This window comes from Paenibacillus sp. FSL H8-0260, from assembly GCF_045040625.1.
In the GTDB taxonomy this organism is placed as follows: domain Bacteria; phylum Bacillota; class Bacilli; order Paenibacillales; family Paenibacillaceae; genus Paenibacillus_AQ; species Paenibacillus_AQ odorifer.
This window is the reverse complement of sequence record NZ_CP150298.1, coordinates 5,321,312-5,335,731: the sequence shown is the minus strand read 5'-3', so window position 1 is coordinate 5,335,731 and position 14,420 is coordinate 5,321,312. Positions and strand designations below refer to the sequence as shown.

The following is a 14,420-nucleotide window of genomic DNA, read 5'->3' as shown; positions in this document are numbered from 1 at the left end:
AACAAGTGAAATTAAGACAATATAAATGAATGCAACAGATATCTGAATTTCAAGCGAGAGCGGGGATAAGATGTCGGAAAGATATATTTTGGCGTATTTTAAAAGTCCAGAGGAAGCCGAAGGCGTCGCGCGCAAGCTTCGTGCACTTCGGGCCATTGAAGTTTCCATTGATCGCTTCAGTAGATATGGAGGTACCAGCTTTAGCTCAGGGGTAAATCCGGTGACAGGCAATGTGGCCAGAATGGACTCCATGACTGCTGAGCATGCACACACAGGCATACTTGCAGCTGCGGACACCAGCTCTAGCGGGATGAGTCATGGTGGTAACGGTGGTCCAACGGGGAGAGATATTTTGCTTACGGTTATTGTGCATACGGAGTCCTACGATCAGGCTCTGCGCTTAATTGAAGAAGCAGGCGGGATGGTCTGATCAGGCACTTCATTGAGTAAGAAGAAAGGAGACGAACAATGGATAGAGAGAACTCACAAATCTTCTCCAAGACGGAGAAATTGAAAATGTTATACGAAGCTAAAGCAGAGGATGTAGAATTCTCGGCGGCGGAAGCCGATCTTGATGATATTGAAGCTCAGGATCGCGCACAAGAAGCGGACAAACGTCAGCTGAATGAGATTATGAAGAAAGAATAGCAGCTAAAAAAGCTAAGGCGGATACCTCACTTTGTGGGGTATTTTTGCGTTTGGGCATGTATAATTAGGGCGAAGAGCTTAAGTGTGGGGGGAGAAGATGGATAACGTTATTTTGTGGACTGGGTTAGCCTTATTGATCGCATTATTAACCTATTTGAACCAGAAGCAGTTGTACTCTCCAAAAGTAAAACGCGCCTATCTTGAGTTGCGGGAGCTGACAGAGAAGGTTCGTATGGAGCGCTCTGAGGCGAGCGATTTGTATCGATGGGAAGCAGAATTAACCGAACTAGAGAATCATCCGAATGAACTGAATAAATTGGATGCCGAAATTAGGTTTCATCACGCATTTTTGTTATATCTTGAACGTCACTACCCTTCAGACCCAAGGATTATTGGTTTGAAGCAAGCTGCCGCATATCAGAAGGATATGGTTTTGGGGATTAAAATAAAAGATTATAAATCCAATTGAATCGGAGGAACTTCCATACTTTGCTACATGGGATTGAGAATGATAGGAATTTGAAAATGAAATTGAGAGTTTGAACCCTAGCTGATATTGCAGCTGGGGTTTTTGTTATTAGATCAGTAAAAATGAACTGAGTTAGGCAATTTTTTAGCTTATAAGTAAGGTTACCGCTAAGAAGAATTTGGGGGTCTCATAGTCGACGTAGCTGTAGCTATTTTTCTGTTGGAATCGGGTAACATTTTCGGCATGTTTGAGGTTGGAAAATGATTAATTAGGGAAAACCTCCCTAAAAAACGCTCGAAAAGATAGAAAAAGGCCTGATTTCATGAGTTTTTGGGGAGTATTTCCCTAAATGATAGATCAACCTTCGAATCTTGCACATCATTAGGGATGTTTTCCCTAATTATCATCATTTCGAGTATATTAACGTCTGCAGATGTTATAAATATTTTAAGTAAAATAGCTAATATCACACTACAGATTAAGGATGTATAATTGTTCGAATATACTAACTACGACCAATCAACTATTGAATTTTTTCAGGGGGAATTAGAATGGGGCTGGTACACTCTCAAGGAGTTACTGATGAGCTTGTTGTTAGATCTTTAGAAAGAAATTTAGCTATTATCCGGTTTGACCTTGATCGCCGGGTAGCTTATGTGAATGAAGTTTTTGCAAATTCCATGGGATATAAAAAAGATGAAATGTACGGAATGCATCATAAAGAGTTCTGTTTTCCACATTTCGCAGATAGCCCAGGTTACGAACGGTTTTGGCAGGATCTTTTTACAGGGAAGAGTTTTCAGGATAAGATCGAACGAATGGATTCGAAAGGAAATGCGGTTTGGCTTGAAGCTACCTACATGCCAGTATTTGATGAAAGCAATGAACAAGTCATCGGAGTATCTAAAATAGCAACTAATATTACCCAAAGACAAAGTAACATGAGTAATGTTGTGCAACGGATGCAAGAGATGGCAGACAGCTTGAATCAAAGAGCAGATTTAGGTATTGAACGCAGTCAAGAATTATTACGAAGCATCAACAAAATCGCCGAAGTATCGATAGAAAATACACATACTCTAGCTAATCTTGAAAAGCAAGCTGTATCGATTCATAGCATCGTGCAAACGATTCGCGATATTGCATCGCAAACGCAATTATTAGCCCTAAATGCAGCTATTGAAGCAGCGCATGCCGGGGAGTATGGGCGAGGTTTTGACGTAGTGGCAAAAGAAGTAAGGAAATTATCTTCCATGGTACAAGATTCGATCATAAAGGTACGGGATAGTGTGAATGCGATCACGCTGGAAATTGGAAAGATCTCTATAGGTACAAATCAAGTACAAGAAAGTATAGAAGATAGTCAGCAGCAGGTTCTGGTGGCGTTGGAGGATTTTTCGAAGATTGCTTCTTCTGCACAAAATCTCGACACACAAGCGCGCGAGGTTATGGATATTCTCTAGTTGCAGTATGTATGTTGATAGATTGAATATCGGCAAAAAAGGGTCGGTCTCCTACTTGAAAGAGATGGACCCTTTTATTGTTGGTATTATCCGATTTTGTTAACAATCAAGGTAGGAATCATATATCTATGATTTGTGATGACTCCGTCTACAGTAACACTAACCTTAGTAACTCCGGTGTCCCCAATCGCCCCATCAGAGCCAGTCCCACCTTTAGCCCCCCGTCACCCCAGTCGCTCCAGTTGCCCCAGTTGCCCCAGTTGCCCCAGTTGCCCCAGTTGCCCCATCATATCCAAGTAATTCTGCTGTAGCTAATCGATGCTGGGCTACTAATTTCTCTGCACTGTCTTTACCCCAAAATGAGATTTGGATTGGATGGTCTGGCAAACTAGCAGTTGTGAAAAAAAATTCGAAGGTATCAAAATCCGCAAAATAATTTTTAGTTATTACCTGATTTGGCATCACATCTAGCAGATCGCCTACATATTGAATTCTTTCTTCATTCATGTAGTAGCCTTCGATCAGAACTGTGGAAGCAATCTGACCGCTACCATTAGCAATTTTGACCGTGACCTGTTGTGTAAGTCTTGTGTTGTTTTCTGAGTTAACATTGTTTTCTATCGGACCAGTAGTTAAAAGAGTCATTGTCCTTCCTCCATTTGCTTCATTCAGATTATTAAGCCTGTTTGATTTTCTCTATGTCTTTAAGAGTAGCGATAGTTTATGCTCAGAAAAACGAACCTTTTCCAAGGATTGGTTGTCATATAGATATCTCAGTCAAGAAAGGAGGGCGTAAAATTTGGAGAGTAACCGGGAGTTATTTGAAACCTACAATAAAGATGTATACCGGACTTGCTACTATATGGTGCATGACGCGGCGGATGCAGAGGATTTGACTCAGGATGTCTTTATTACCGTATTTCGCAGTAATCGTGAGCACGTGGAGCATATCAAGGCTTGGATTATGAAAATAACGGTCAACCATTGCCTCAATCATTTGAAACGAAAACGGACTTTACAACAGAAGATTACGGACAACCTTCATTTCTTTAATAAAACGGCAGAAACAGCTGTGGAGCAGCAGATTGAGCAGCGTGAGACGGAGGTCGAGTGGGCGCAATATATGAGCCAGGTCCCTATCAAACTTAGGATGGTGCTCACACTTAGGTATATGCATGATTTCAGTCTGGCTGAAATTTCGGATCTGCTGTCCATTCCACTTGGAACGACCAAATCTAGGCTGCATAAAGGGCTAACGGTAATGAGGAGAATCCTGCAGGAGGCTGGGGTTCAACTTGAACTAAAGGAGGGCGAAGCTTTTGAAAAAGTTAGAAAATATGCTGGAGCATCGTTTAAATGAAGATAAAGGCGTGCCTTATCCAGATTTTGAGCGCATGTGGGGACGTTTAGAGCAAGAAAACAGTACAATGACTCCCCTACAACTTCGTATGGCGAATGGTAGCGGGAACAGAGGGAGAAACTGGAGTAAAATAGCTGTGGTGGCTTCATTTTCAGTGCTTATTGCAGCGGCACCCGTATATGCAGCAGTGCATTATGATTGGGATAATTTGCTCCATGGGAGAGGAGGCGTTCAAGCAGCGCTGGCCCAAAATCTCGGACAACAACTGAACCAGTCAGTGACGCAGGATGGAGTAACTCTGAAGCTACATACAGCGATTGTGGATGAGAATCGGACGGTTATCTTATTCACTTTGGATGTAGGAAAACGCTTGGAAAATGAAAATTGGAATGTTAATGGAATGACTTTGAAGGGCGCAGATGGGGCGAATGGTCCTAGTGAGTTCAGTTATGTGTTATGGGATGAGAAAAATCAACATTACAACGGATATTTCGAGAGTGATTGGACACCGAAAAAGGATACTGTGAATGTGCAACTAGTTGCAGATAATCTGCAAGCCTTTAGCACACAGGAGTTAGATTTACCGCTGGATATCCAATCGCAGGAGACACAAAATTTTCCTATTGGACAGGAAGGAATGCGCAGCATAGAGGTGAAACCTTTTACCCAAGGACAAGAAAAAATATTATTCTCTTCAGCGATCATTTTTGATCAGCCAGAAACAAAAGAATGGGTCTTTCCAAATATAGTCGCTTACAAAAACGGAACGCTCATAAATTCGCTGGCTGGAGGTGCTTTCGGTACACCGGGAGAAAACGGGGAATATACGTCCCAGCAATATTTTAAGGCGGCTGATATTTCCAGCGGAGAAGTGAATTACAAGCTGCAGTACATGAAACAAGAGAAAAAGGTTGAGGGGCCCCTAGCTTTTGATCTTCAATTAAGCAAAAAGCAGATGGAGAGCGGAACCATAAATACTTCATTGAATCTGCCGCTAGAAGAGGGCGAACCTAATTACACGCTGGAGAAAATGGTAGTGACGCCTACTCAAATTCGAATCGCTATTAGAAGTAAAGAGAAAGGCAACAATTTCCCGTATCAAAAGTCTACTCTTGAAGTAGCAGGCAAGACGCTGGAGGGCAATTTCTGGAGATCTCCAGAAGGTGAGCCGGAATTAACAGTGCTTCGTTTTGAGCGGCCAGTTGACCTTGAAATCACAGAAGAGACGCCAATTACCTTTGTTGCTAAATACAAGGTGACTCAGCACGGCAGCTATAAAATTAACAAGGACGAAAAAACACCACTTCTGTTGACGAATATATCTGATAAGAAACAGACGCTTATCCAGCAGCTTAGCGGATATCCGGTAAAATGGACGTACTATATGCAGGGTGCCGATCTTTATGTAGAGACTGAAAGTGAAGATGCTCGCTTCGGTGGAATTAACCAGACCCATATCGGACTGGGGAAAGAGCGTATTTTAGGTAAACCTCTGACCGTTAATTTCACTGGGGATGGAAACAATAAGGCCATTGATGTTTACAAGGGTTTCAAAGGTACAGAAGCTTCTATTTATATATTCTTCTATACGACTGACGATCCGGATAAAGAAACAAGAGTGCAGCTGCGGCCATAGAAAATTTTTTTAGGGAGGAACCTTGTGTTCTTCCCTTTTTTTCGTTTACAGTGAGTAGATGCTGAGTGGACTCAGCAAGGATTAGCGTAAAGGAGAGAAAAGGATGGAAATCACTCGTTGTGCTTGGGTTAATGAGGATCCTTTATATATCGCATACCATGATGAAGAGTGGGGCAAACCTCTGTATGATGACCGGAAGCTGTTTGAATTACTTATGCTTGAAGGCATGCAGGCAGGGTTAAGCTGGTACACCGTCTTAAAAAAGCGGGCACATTACAGAGAGGTATTTGATGGATTTGATCCGGAAAAAATTGTGCATTATGATGAGCCGAAAATTGCTGAGCTGATGAACGATCCCGGGATTATTAGAAATCGCTTAAAGATTGATTCTATCATTCGTAATGCAAAAGTATATTTGCAAATTAGTGCGGAAACAGGCAGCTTTTCAGATTATCTCTGGAGTTTTGTGGGGGGCGCGCCTACGCTTAACCATTGGAAGACACGTGCGGATGTTCCTGCTTCGACGGCTCAGTCTGACGCAATGAGTAAAGCATTAAAAAAGCGAGGCATGAAGTTTGTCGGCTCTACCATATGTTATGCTTTTATGCAGGCATCGGGGATGGTAGATGATCATTCGCTCGATTGCTTTTGCAGGAGCAGCCCGGGCATGGCAGAGCGTTGATCTGTAGTTTGGCGTTACCCCAAGAAGAAATGTTATACTATGAAGCGAATGCTCACAAAACTAAGCCTATGCTTTCGAAGTAAGTTTTGCACGAAGTCAATCAATGAAGCTAACGCTCACAAAACTAAGTCTATGCTTACGAAGCCAGTTTTGCACGAAGTCAATCAATGAAGCTAACGCTCACAAAACTTTAGGAGGATCACATAAAGATGTTATGGCATGAAGTGACGATACATACAACAGAAGATGCACAAGAAATGATTTCGAATTTTTTATATGAAGCAGGAGCGGGTGGGGTTTCTATTGAAGAATCCGGAACACTCAGTAAAGAGCGGAATACGCGTTACGGTGAATTATACGACCAACCTTTGAATGATATCCCAGAAGGGGAAGCGGTAATCAAAGGTTATTATGCCGATTCCACGGATATGGATGCTGTTATAGAAGAGCTGACTCCACGGGTAGCAGAATTGCGTGAGTACGGCATTGATCCGGGCAAATCGCTGATTTCTTGGAAAACCGTAGATGAAGACGAATGGGCGCATGCTTGGAAGCAATATTTTAAACCGCTCAGGGTATCGGAGCGTCTCACGATTAAACCAACTTGGGAGGAATATACGCCTGAGAGCCCCGATGAAGCAATCATTGAGTTGGACCCTGGTATGGCATTTGGTACAGGGACTCACCCTACAACAGCTTTGTGCCTGCGTGCGCTCGAGAAGAATATTAGCGGCGGCGAAGAAGTAATCGATGTTGGTACGGGTTCAGGAATATTGGCTGTAGGTGCAATGCTGCTCGGTGCGAAATCCGTGCTGGCGTTAGATTTGGACCCTGTAGCTGTTGAAAGTGCGCGGGAGAATGTAGCACTGAATAAACTTGAAAAGTTCATTACGGTAAAAGAAAGCGACCTGCTCTCCTTGCTAGGCGGTGAAGGTGTAGCTGACACGGCTGCTGGAGAAATGTGGCCATCCGCTAGACCGGGTCACACTCTTGAGGGAACACCTGCGGAGCAAGTAACAGAGGATAGCCTCGGTGTTACACTCCCGGTGAAGATTGTAGTTGCGAATATTTTGGCAGAAATCATCGTATTGTTTACGGATGATGTGTATCGTGCACTTCAGCCAGGAGGCTTTTATATTACCTCTGGTATTTATAAGGATAAAGAAGGACTTGTGGCTAACGCACTACAAGAGTCCGGCTTTGAGATTATGGAAGTATCCCGTGAAGAAGATTGGGTGGCATTTACAGCCGGAAAGAGGTAAAAATGGATATATTGCAAAGTATAATACGTGTAGATCTGGATCAGCTTCCTTTTCTGCTCATTACGATTTTAATTGCTTTTACAGTACATGAATTCAGTCATGCTTATTTCGCAAATAAGTTCGGTGACCCTACCGCTAGATTATTAGGACGCATGACGCTTAACCCTGCTGTACACTTCGATTTTTTTGGTATTTTACTGCTGCTGGTTGCTGGTTTCGGGTGGGCACGTCCAGTTCCTGTAAACCGTGATAACTTTAGCCGCCCCCGTCTGATGGGAGTCATTGTGTCTGCTGCGGGCCCAATCAGTAACCTGTTACTAGGGATTATTGGTGCTTTAATATATGGGGTGCTTGCGGCAACCGGTGTATTAGAGTCGATCTCCAATGATCGCGTTTTAGAGGCAGTGTATCTGTTCTTTGGCACCTTTATTCAATGGAACTTCTTTTTATTCTTGTTCAATCTGATTCCATTGCCTCCGCTGGATGGCTACCGGATTGTGGAGGATATTGCTCCTCGCTCCATTCGGGGCAGATTACAGCAATTTGAGCAATGGGCTGTATTTATCTTTTTATTAATTCTGTTTATTCCAGGGTTACGAACCTATACCATCGATCCTCTTGGCCACTGGGCTAGTGAAATGTCGAGAACATTTGTGCAGCTATTCCTAAGAATGTTTGGCAGCTAAGGTAGGGACTGAAGTCTGGTCAACCCTGCTTAAACATTGTATTATGTAATTTGTTGAAAAATAGGATAGTTAAATTTCGCCTGATCCATAGTTATATTTCTCTAAGAAACGGGTGACGTCTTTATTAAGGCGTCTTTACCGTTTCTTCTTACTGAATTCATGAACAGGATGATGAAGAGATGCAGCGATATTTTGTTACACCAGAGCAGTTTGGTGCAGATAACGTTAGAATTGACGGGGAAGATGCAAGGCATATTGCCAAAGTCATGCGCGGTAAGGTTGGGGACAAGCTTATTGTCAGCGATGGCGTCTCCCGTGAAGCGTTAGTGGAGATTGCTCAGATCGAAATAGGGGAAGTGACAGTGAACATCCTGGAAACCCTGGAGATGACGCATGAACCGCGGATAAAAATCACAGTGGCTCAGAGCTTACCCAAGGCCGATAAGATGGAAACTGTCATTCAAAAGTGTACAGAAATTGGAGCCGTTGGTTTTATTCCTTTTCTGTCGGAGCGCACGATTGTACAATACGATGAACGCAAGGAAAGTAAGCGGCTGGACCGCTGGCGTAAAATTTGTAAAGAAGCTGCCGAGCAGGCACACCGGAACATCGTTCCGGCTGTAGGCTCACCGTTATCCTGGAAGCAGCTGCTACAGACTTTTAGTGAATATGATGCTGTTTATTTCTGTTATGAAAAAGAAGAAGGCTTGCAGCTTCGCAGCAGTGTTGCCCCTTGGTTATCCTCGCTTTCACCGCAGGCTGGTGGGAAGGTACTGATTGTGGTAGGTCCTGAAGGGGGCTTTACACCAGAGGAATGCCAAAAGGCAGAAGAAGCTGGTGCGGTTTCCGTAGGACTAGGACGGCGTATTCTGCGCTGTGAGACAGCGGGCATGGTTGCCGCTGCTTGTATTTTATATGAATCGGGAGAAATGGGAGGAGCTTAAGAGATGCCATCCGTAGCATTTTATACTTTAGGTTGTAAAGTGAATTTTTATGACACCGAAGCCATCTGGCAGCTATTCAAAAATGAAGGTTACGAGCAGGTCGATTTCGAGGGACCCGCCGATGTATATCTGATTAATACTTGTACTGTAACTAATACAGGTGACAAAAAAAGCCGTCAAATGATTCGTCGTGCCGTTCGCCGCAATCCGGAAGCTATCGTGGCGGTTACTGGCTGCTATGCGCAGACCTCTCCTGGTGAGATTCTTGATATTCCTGGTGTCGATCTTGTTATTGGTAACCAGGACCGCGATCAGATCATGACGCATGTAAAGAACATTGAAGCCTCACGTCAGCCGGTCAACGCTGTTCGTAATATTATGAAGACACGTGAATTCGAAGAGATGGATGTACCTGGCTTTGCGGATCGGACGCGTGCTTTTATGAAGATTCAGGATGGCTGCAACAACTTCTGCACATTCTGCATCATTCCATGGTCGCGTGGACTTTCCCGCAGCCGTGATCCCAAAAGTATCGTAACCCAGGCACATCAATTAGTAGAAGCAGGGTATAAGGAATTTGTGCTCACGGGTATTCATACCGGTGGTTACGGTGACGATCTTGATAATTACCGTCTAGCCGATTTGCTGTGGGATCTAGATAAGGTGGATGGACTGGAGCGGGTACGTATCAGTTCTATCGAAGCTAGCCAGATCGATGAGAAGCTGCTGGAGGTGCTGAACCGTTCCTCTAAAATGTGCCGTCATCTGCATATCCCGCTGCAAGCCGGACATAATGATGTGCTGAAAGTGATGCGCCGTAAATATACGACAGAAGAATATTACGCCAAAATGCAGCTGATCCGTCAGGCGATGCCAGATGTCGGGATTACTACGGATGTTATCGTTGGGTTCCCGGGGGAGACCGATGAAATGTTCCGTGCCGGCTACGACTTCATGAAGGCTATTAATTACTCCGAGATGCACGTATTCCCTTACTCCAAGCGGACGGGCACTCCGGCAGCGCGGATGGAGAATCAGATCGACGAAGAAATCAAAAATGTACGCGTGCAGGAACTGATTGATCTTTCGGAAGAAATGCAAATAGCTTATGCTCGCAAATTTGTAGGCCAGACATTAAGTGTTATTCCGGAAAGAGCTGCTAAAGGGGCGCCGGGGCGCAATATCCAGCATGGATTTAGCGACAACTATTTGCAGGTGTTCTTCGATGGTGAAGATTCACTCCAAGGAGAACTTTGTCAGGTGAAGATAACGGAAGCTGGCGTGAACGAATGCCGCGGTGAGTTGGTCGGGGTTAGTCAGACTGGGCTTCAGCAGGCTGTCCGTTAAGCAATTGATATCCGTTAAGCAATAGATAGTAGTAAAAAGACAACAGAGCAACCATTTTCCCGTTAGCGGGGAAGGGCTGCTCTGTTTTTAAGTTGTTGCTGTCTACACCACCAATTCATAACAATCTCATGATGCTTTCGGACCCAGCTGGCGTTATTTGCATTTTTTTTGCCTTTTATGCTTAGTTTCGGACTCCAGTGCAGCTATTCCTCAGAAAGTAGTTCATGATAGGTGTTTTTCATGACTATAGCGACTATGGTGTCCATTAGTGTTCCAAAAGTGGGATAATGCTGCGAATAAGGTCAACTGTGTCCGATAGTGACTTCATACGCGTAGAAGTGGATCAAAAAAACATCCGTAGAATCATGATTGAAACAATCCCCGCCAGTACAGTGCCAAGCAAGCTCCGGGTTTTTATCGCAACCAAAAAAGTAGGCAATGCCGCAAAAAGCTCAATGTTATTAGCTAAAGACGAAAATTTCCCATCATTCAAAAATATCTCCTGACCTATTAATGCTGCCATAACAGAGATAGGAACATAGTTTAACCAGCGCATTCCCCATTCTGGCAATTCAAACCGGCTAAGGATCATGAGCGGAACCACCCTGGGAATAAAGGTCACAAAAGCTGCTCCTAGAATGATCAGAAATACATCCCATCTCACTTCCATTTTTCAAACACCATCCCTATCGTTGACGCAATGACTGTTGCGATAATCACTCCAACACTGCTGGAGAATAGGAAGGAGCTTCCTACTGCTATGATCACGGCAAGGATTGCGACAACCAAATCTAGTTTGATTTTATTACGGTCAATCATGGAAATTACAAGAATGCCAATAAACATCGCAGGTAAGGCAAACTGTAAACCGAATTGATCAGGGTCTGAGATCCACTGGGCTAAAAAAGCTCCCGCTACATTCGCAAGAAACCAATTTAAATAAGCGGTGAGATTTAGACCGTGCATCCATTTTTCACTGATTTGCTGCTTATTCAAAGCTTGATTGATGGCAACTCCAAAGGTCTCATCAGTCAATAAAGAACCTACCAGCATATTTCTCAGTGGGGAAAGATGGCGGAAATAAGGTGAAAGAGCTGCACTAAGCAAAATATGGCGAAGATTCACGATAAATATCGTAATAATAATGGCCGCAGGCGAGCTGCTGACAGCTATCATTCCAGCAGCTATAAACTGAGCTGAGCCCGCGTAAAGAATCAAGCTGATTAAGGCAATCTCAGCAATGCTGAGCCCGGCTGTCTTTTGAACAACACCTGCTGCGAGTCCGATGCTTAAGTAGCCTAGTAGTGTGGGAATACAATCTTTTACCCCTTTAAGGAAGCTATCTTCCTGTTTAGGAGACGGGATTGCTTCTAGTTGGACGTTCTCTGCACTCATCGTAGCCCCCTTGTTTCAAGAAAGAATTTAGTAGTTAGCATATTACTTCCTAATATTTTGATCAACCTTTACCGTATTATCTAGTCTGAAAGTCCCGAATTTCGCTTTATAGAGCCAGGGGGTAAACACTTAGGGTACAATTGTCGATATAAGTAAAAGAGTGTGGGGATAAACCACCGAACGACATTATAGCCTAAGGGAGAGAACAAATGACTGTGTACAGGAAAATGACGAAAATGCTCCTCATCATGATATTGTTAGCTACTGCGGTTTTTCCGGTAAGTGTCTTTGCAGCGACCGGCGATATCAACTCGATTGAATTCGAAAGCTCCGCTAAAGTAGAGCTTACGGTTGGACAAACGCCAAAGCAACTTAAGGTATATGCGAATGTGGAAGGGTCCTCATCTAAAAGAGATGTGACAGGTGCAGTTGTATGGAATTCTTCTAACACAAACGCTGTAAAGGTAGTAAATGGCCTATTGACTCCGATTGACAGTGGAAAAGCTATTATTACAGCGACTTATAATCATGCACTTGCTACCATTGAAGTTGAGGTAGCCCATCCAGTTAAAGAACTGAAGCTCGAATATAGTTCTGAAGGGAACTACAAATTGGGTGATGATGAGGATAAACTGCTGGTCAAAGCCAATGCGATTGGTGGAGAAACAGCGACTTCTGCTAAGGATGTAACGGCTGATACTACTTGGAGCAGCTCCAACACAAGCGTGTTGACCATTGCAGAAGGTAAGATCACTTTGGCTGGTGAAGGTACAGCAACGATCACTGCCAAATACAAGACCTTAACAGCAACCTTTAAGGCTGTAGTGAAATTGCCTTATTCTGAAATTGAGCTTAAACATGACGACAAAATCGTTAAAGAACTAGAGATGCTAGTCGGAGATGCACCTTTGAAGTTGGTTGCAGAGACTAAAGAAACTACAAAATCCAGCGCAAATGATATTTCAGAGAAAGCGGAATGGTCCTCTTCTAGTGCTAGTGTAGCTACAGTAGACAAAGGCGAGATCAAAGTGTTGTCTGCTGGTAAAGCTGTAATTACAGTATCCTATCTAGGGATTACACAAACAGTAGACGTATATGTACGTGCTCCTTATGAAGCGCTACTACTTACTCCTACAGGAGATCAATTCCTGTTTATGGGCGAAACCCTGAACGTTAAAGCTGAGGTTCGCGATGCTGCGAATTCTACTCCGAACATTTCAGGCAGCGCAGTATGGACTTCGGATAACCAATTGGCGGCAACCGTTACGCCTGGTAGCGATACTGCGGCAGTGACTGCTAAAGCAGTGGGAACTTCGGTTATTAAAGCAGAGTACAGAGGAATTAATAAAAGCTTTAAGCTGACAGTGTATCCTACGATCACAGAACTGGCAGCCGACAAGACGGAATTGGAGCTTTACACAGATGACACCGTAAGCCTTCCAAAAGTAAATGGTACAAAGCTTGACGGAACAAAGCTAGATCTTAGCAGTGATATTGAGTGGACCTCTGCGGATGATGAGATTGCCACCATTAAAGACGGCAAGATTGTTGCTGAATCGGCAGGTATTGTGAAGGTTATCGGTAAAATAAAATCAGAAAACCCAACGACTTCAAAAACTGCTGTAAGAGAAAAAAGTGTTGAAGTAAAGGTTACAGTGAAAGATAAAGTCCTTGTCCTGCTTGGACCAGAAGAAAACCTGGTGATTGTTACTGGTGAAGAGAAGGCTGTTCCTGAAGTAAAAGCTGTGATGGAAAACGGCAGTGAACTTGATGCTACTGCAACTATGGAATGGGAGCTTACCGGTACGAATGCGATTATCAAGACAACAACTTCCGGTAAGGTAATCAAAGGACTGGTGAAGGGTTCTGCTACTTTAAAGGGAACTTACGCTAATAAAACCATCAGTATCCCAGTTACCATTGAACAAAAGGTTACTAAGCTAGTTGTAGAACCTACTGCTATCGAAATGAACATTAAAGGCTCTAAAGCGATAAAGGTAACGGCTTATTATTCTAATGGTAAGACAGGGAATGTCTCCAGCAGTATGAATTGGGAGTCCTCGAACGAAGCGGTTGCTACGGTTAAAGCTACAACCGTTAAAGCAGTAACAGAAGGTACTGCTACGTTGACAGGATCTTACCAAGGGATTGCTGCTAGTGTCAAAATTACTGTAGTTCCTAAATTAACAAAGCTGACCGTTAATGAGAGCAGACTGAAAATGGCTCCGGGAGCGGTTCAGAATGTAGTCGTGACTGCACAGTATGATACTGGTAAGACTGCTGTTGTTACTGGAAGTGCGGTATGGACCAGCTCCAAGCCTTCTGTAGCGAGAGTATCTGCAAGTGGTCAGATTGTAGCTGTGAGTAAAGGAACGACATCCATTAAAGGAAAGCTAGGCGGCAAAACAGTTACAGTATCAGTGACAGTGAAGTAATAGAGAATACGATCTGAATTATCAACTATGAATCTGCAAAGCCAACATTATGTTGCTTTGCAGATTTTTTTATTTGGATTCTATAGTAATTCC

Annotated in this window: 15 protein-coding genes; 12 read left to right on the top strand and 3 right to left on the bottom strand. The window is 43.5% G+C overall.

The genetic code is table 11. The features are described 5' to 3' along the window. Positions 1 to 70 precede the first annotated feature (70 nt). From MHI51_RS23785 to MHI51_RS23770, 4 genes are all read left to right on the top strand, one after another. Positions 71 to 430: a hypothetical protein gene (locus MHI51_RS23785; protein WP_036683926.1), complete on the top strand. Its 360-nt coding sequence runs from the start codon at positions 71 to 73 to the stop codon at positions 428 to 430. A gap of 38 nt (positions 431 to 468) precedes the next feature. Continuing rightward, on the top strand, positions 469 to 648 hold the full coding sequence (locus MHI51_RS23780) for a YfhD family protein (protein WP_036683923.1): 180 nt from the start codon (positions 469 to 471) through the stop codon (positions 646 to 648). Between the two features lie 97 nt (positions 649 to 745). After that, positions 746 to 1,117 (top strand): hypothetical protein, encoded by a 372-nt coding sequence (locus MHI51_RS23775; RefSeq protein ID WP_076220487.1) that lies wholly within the window; start codon positions 746 to 748, stop codon positions 1,115 to 1,117. A 551-nt stretch (positions 1,118 to 1,668) separates the two neighbouring features. Next, positions 1,669 to 2,580: a methyl-accepting chemotaxis protein gene (locus MHI51_RS23770; protein WP_076220488.1), complete on the top strand. Its 912-nt coding sequence runs from the start codon at positions 1,669 to 1,671 to the stop codon at positions 2,578 to 2,580. Between the two features lie 213 nt (positions 2,581 to 2,793). Here the strand turns inward: MHI51_RS23770 and MHI51_RS23765 are convergent, their stop codons facing one another. Next, complete coding sequence (locus tag MHI51_RS23765) at positions 2,794 to 3,225, bottom strand: hypothetical protein (protein ID WP_405173301.1); 432 nt, start codon at positions 3,223 to 3,225, stop codon at positions 2,794 to 2,796. 154 nt (positions 3,226 to 3,379) lie between these two features. Here MHI51_RS23765 and MHI51_RS23760 point away from each other — a divergent pair, with 154 nt between their 5' ends. The 7 genes from MHI51_RS23760 (at position 3,380) to mtaB (ending at position 10,497) form a co-directional block, all read left to right on the top strand. Then, positions 3,380 to 3,940 carry an RNA polymerase sigma factor gene (locus MHI51_RS23760; RefSeq protein WP_076128962.1) on the top strand — a complete coding sequence of 187 codons (561 nt, stop codon included), beginning with the start codon at positions 3,380 to 3,382 and terminating at the stop codon, positions 3,938 to 3,940. Next, positions 3,900 to 5,576, top strand: a complete 1,677-nt coding sequence (locus MHI51_RS23755) for a DUF4179 domain-containing protein (RefSeq protein ID WP_143761906.1) — start codon at positions 3,900 to 3,902, stop codon at positions 5,574 to 5,576. Before MHI51_RS23760 ends, MHI51_RS23755 begins: the two co-directional genes overlap by 41 nt. 103 nt (positions 5,577 to 5,679) lie before the next feature. Next, positions 5,680 to 6,258, top strand: a complete 579-nt coding sequence (locus tag MHI51_RS23750) for a DNA-3-methyladenine glycosylase I (protein WP_076220294.1) — start codon at positions 5,680 to 5,682, stop codon at positions 6,256 to 6,258. 209 nt (positions 6,259 to 6,467) lie between these two features. Beyond that, positions 6,468 to 7,520, top strand: a complete 1,053-nt coding sequence (gene prmA / locus MHI51_RS23745; RefSeq protein WP_076220293.1) for a 50S ribosomal protein L11 methyltransferase — start codon at positions 6,468 to 6,470, stop codon at positions 7,518 to 7,520. A 2-nt stretch (positions 7,521 to 7,522) separates the two neighbouring features. Next, complete coding sequence (locus tag MHI51_RS23740) at positions 7,523 to 8,206, top strand: site-2 protease family protein (RefSeq protein ID WP_076128966.1); 684 nt, start codon at positions 7,523 to 7,525, stop codon at positions 8,204 to 8,206. 179 nt (positions 8,207 to 8,385) lie between these two features. After that, complete coding sequence (locus tag MHI51_RS23735) at positions 8,386 to 9,150, top strand: 16S rRNA (uracil(1498)-N(3))-methyltransferase (RefSeq protein WP_076185272.1); 765 nt, start codon at positions 8,386 to 8,388, stop codon at positions 9,148 to 9,150. Positions 9,151 to 9,153: 3 nt separating this feature from the next. Next, positions 9,154 to 10,497, top strand: a complete 1,344-nt coding sequence (gene mtaB, locus MHI51_RS23730) for a tRNA (N(6)-L-threonylcarbamoyladenosine(37)-C(2))-methylthiotransferase MtaB (protein ID WP_076276740.1) — start codon at positions 9,154 to 9,156, stop codon at positions 10,495 to 10,497. Positions 10,498 to 10,840: 343 nt separating this feature from the next. Here mtaB and MHI51_RS23725 read toward each other — a convergent pair whose 3' ends face one another. Both MHI51_RS23725 and MHI51_RS23720 read right to left on the bottom strand, forming a co-directional pair. Next, on the bottom strand, positions 10,841 to 11,167 hold the full coding sequence (locus MHI51_RS23725; protein WP_036683900.1) for an AzlD domain-containing protein: 327 nt from the start codon (positions 11,165 to 11,167) through the stop codon (positions 10,841 to 10,843). Next, entirely contained in the window at positions 11,158 to 11,892 is a 735-nt protein-coding gene (locus MHI51_RS23720) for an AzlC family ABC transporter permease (RefSeq protein ID WP_036683898.1), read from the bottom strand. Before MHI51_RS23720 ends, MHI51_RS23725 begins: the two co-directional genes overlap by 10 nt. A 209-nt stretch (positions 11,893 to 12,101) precedes the next feature. On the opposite strand from MHI51_RS23720, the gene MHI51_RS23715 reads away from it, so the two are divergent. Then, positions 12,102 to 14,327, top strand: a complete 2,226-nt coding sequence (locus tag MHI51_RS23715) for a hypothetical protein (protein WP_076128972.1) — start codon at positions 12,102 to 12,104, stop codon at positions 14,325 to 14,327. Positions 14,328 to 14,420 lie beyond the last annotated feature (93 nt).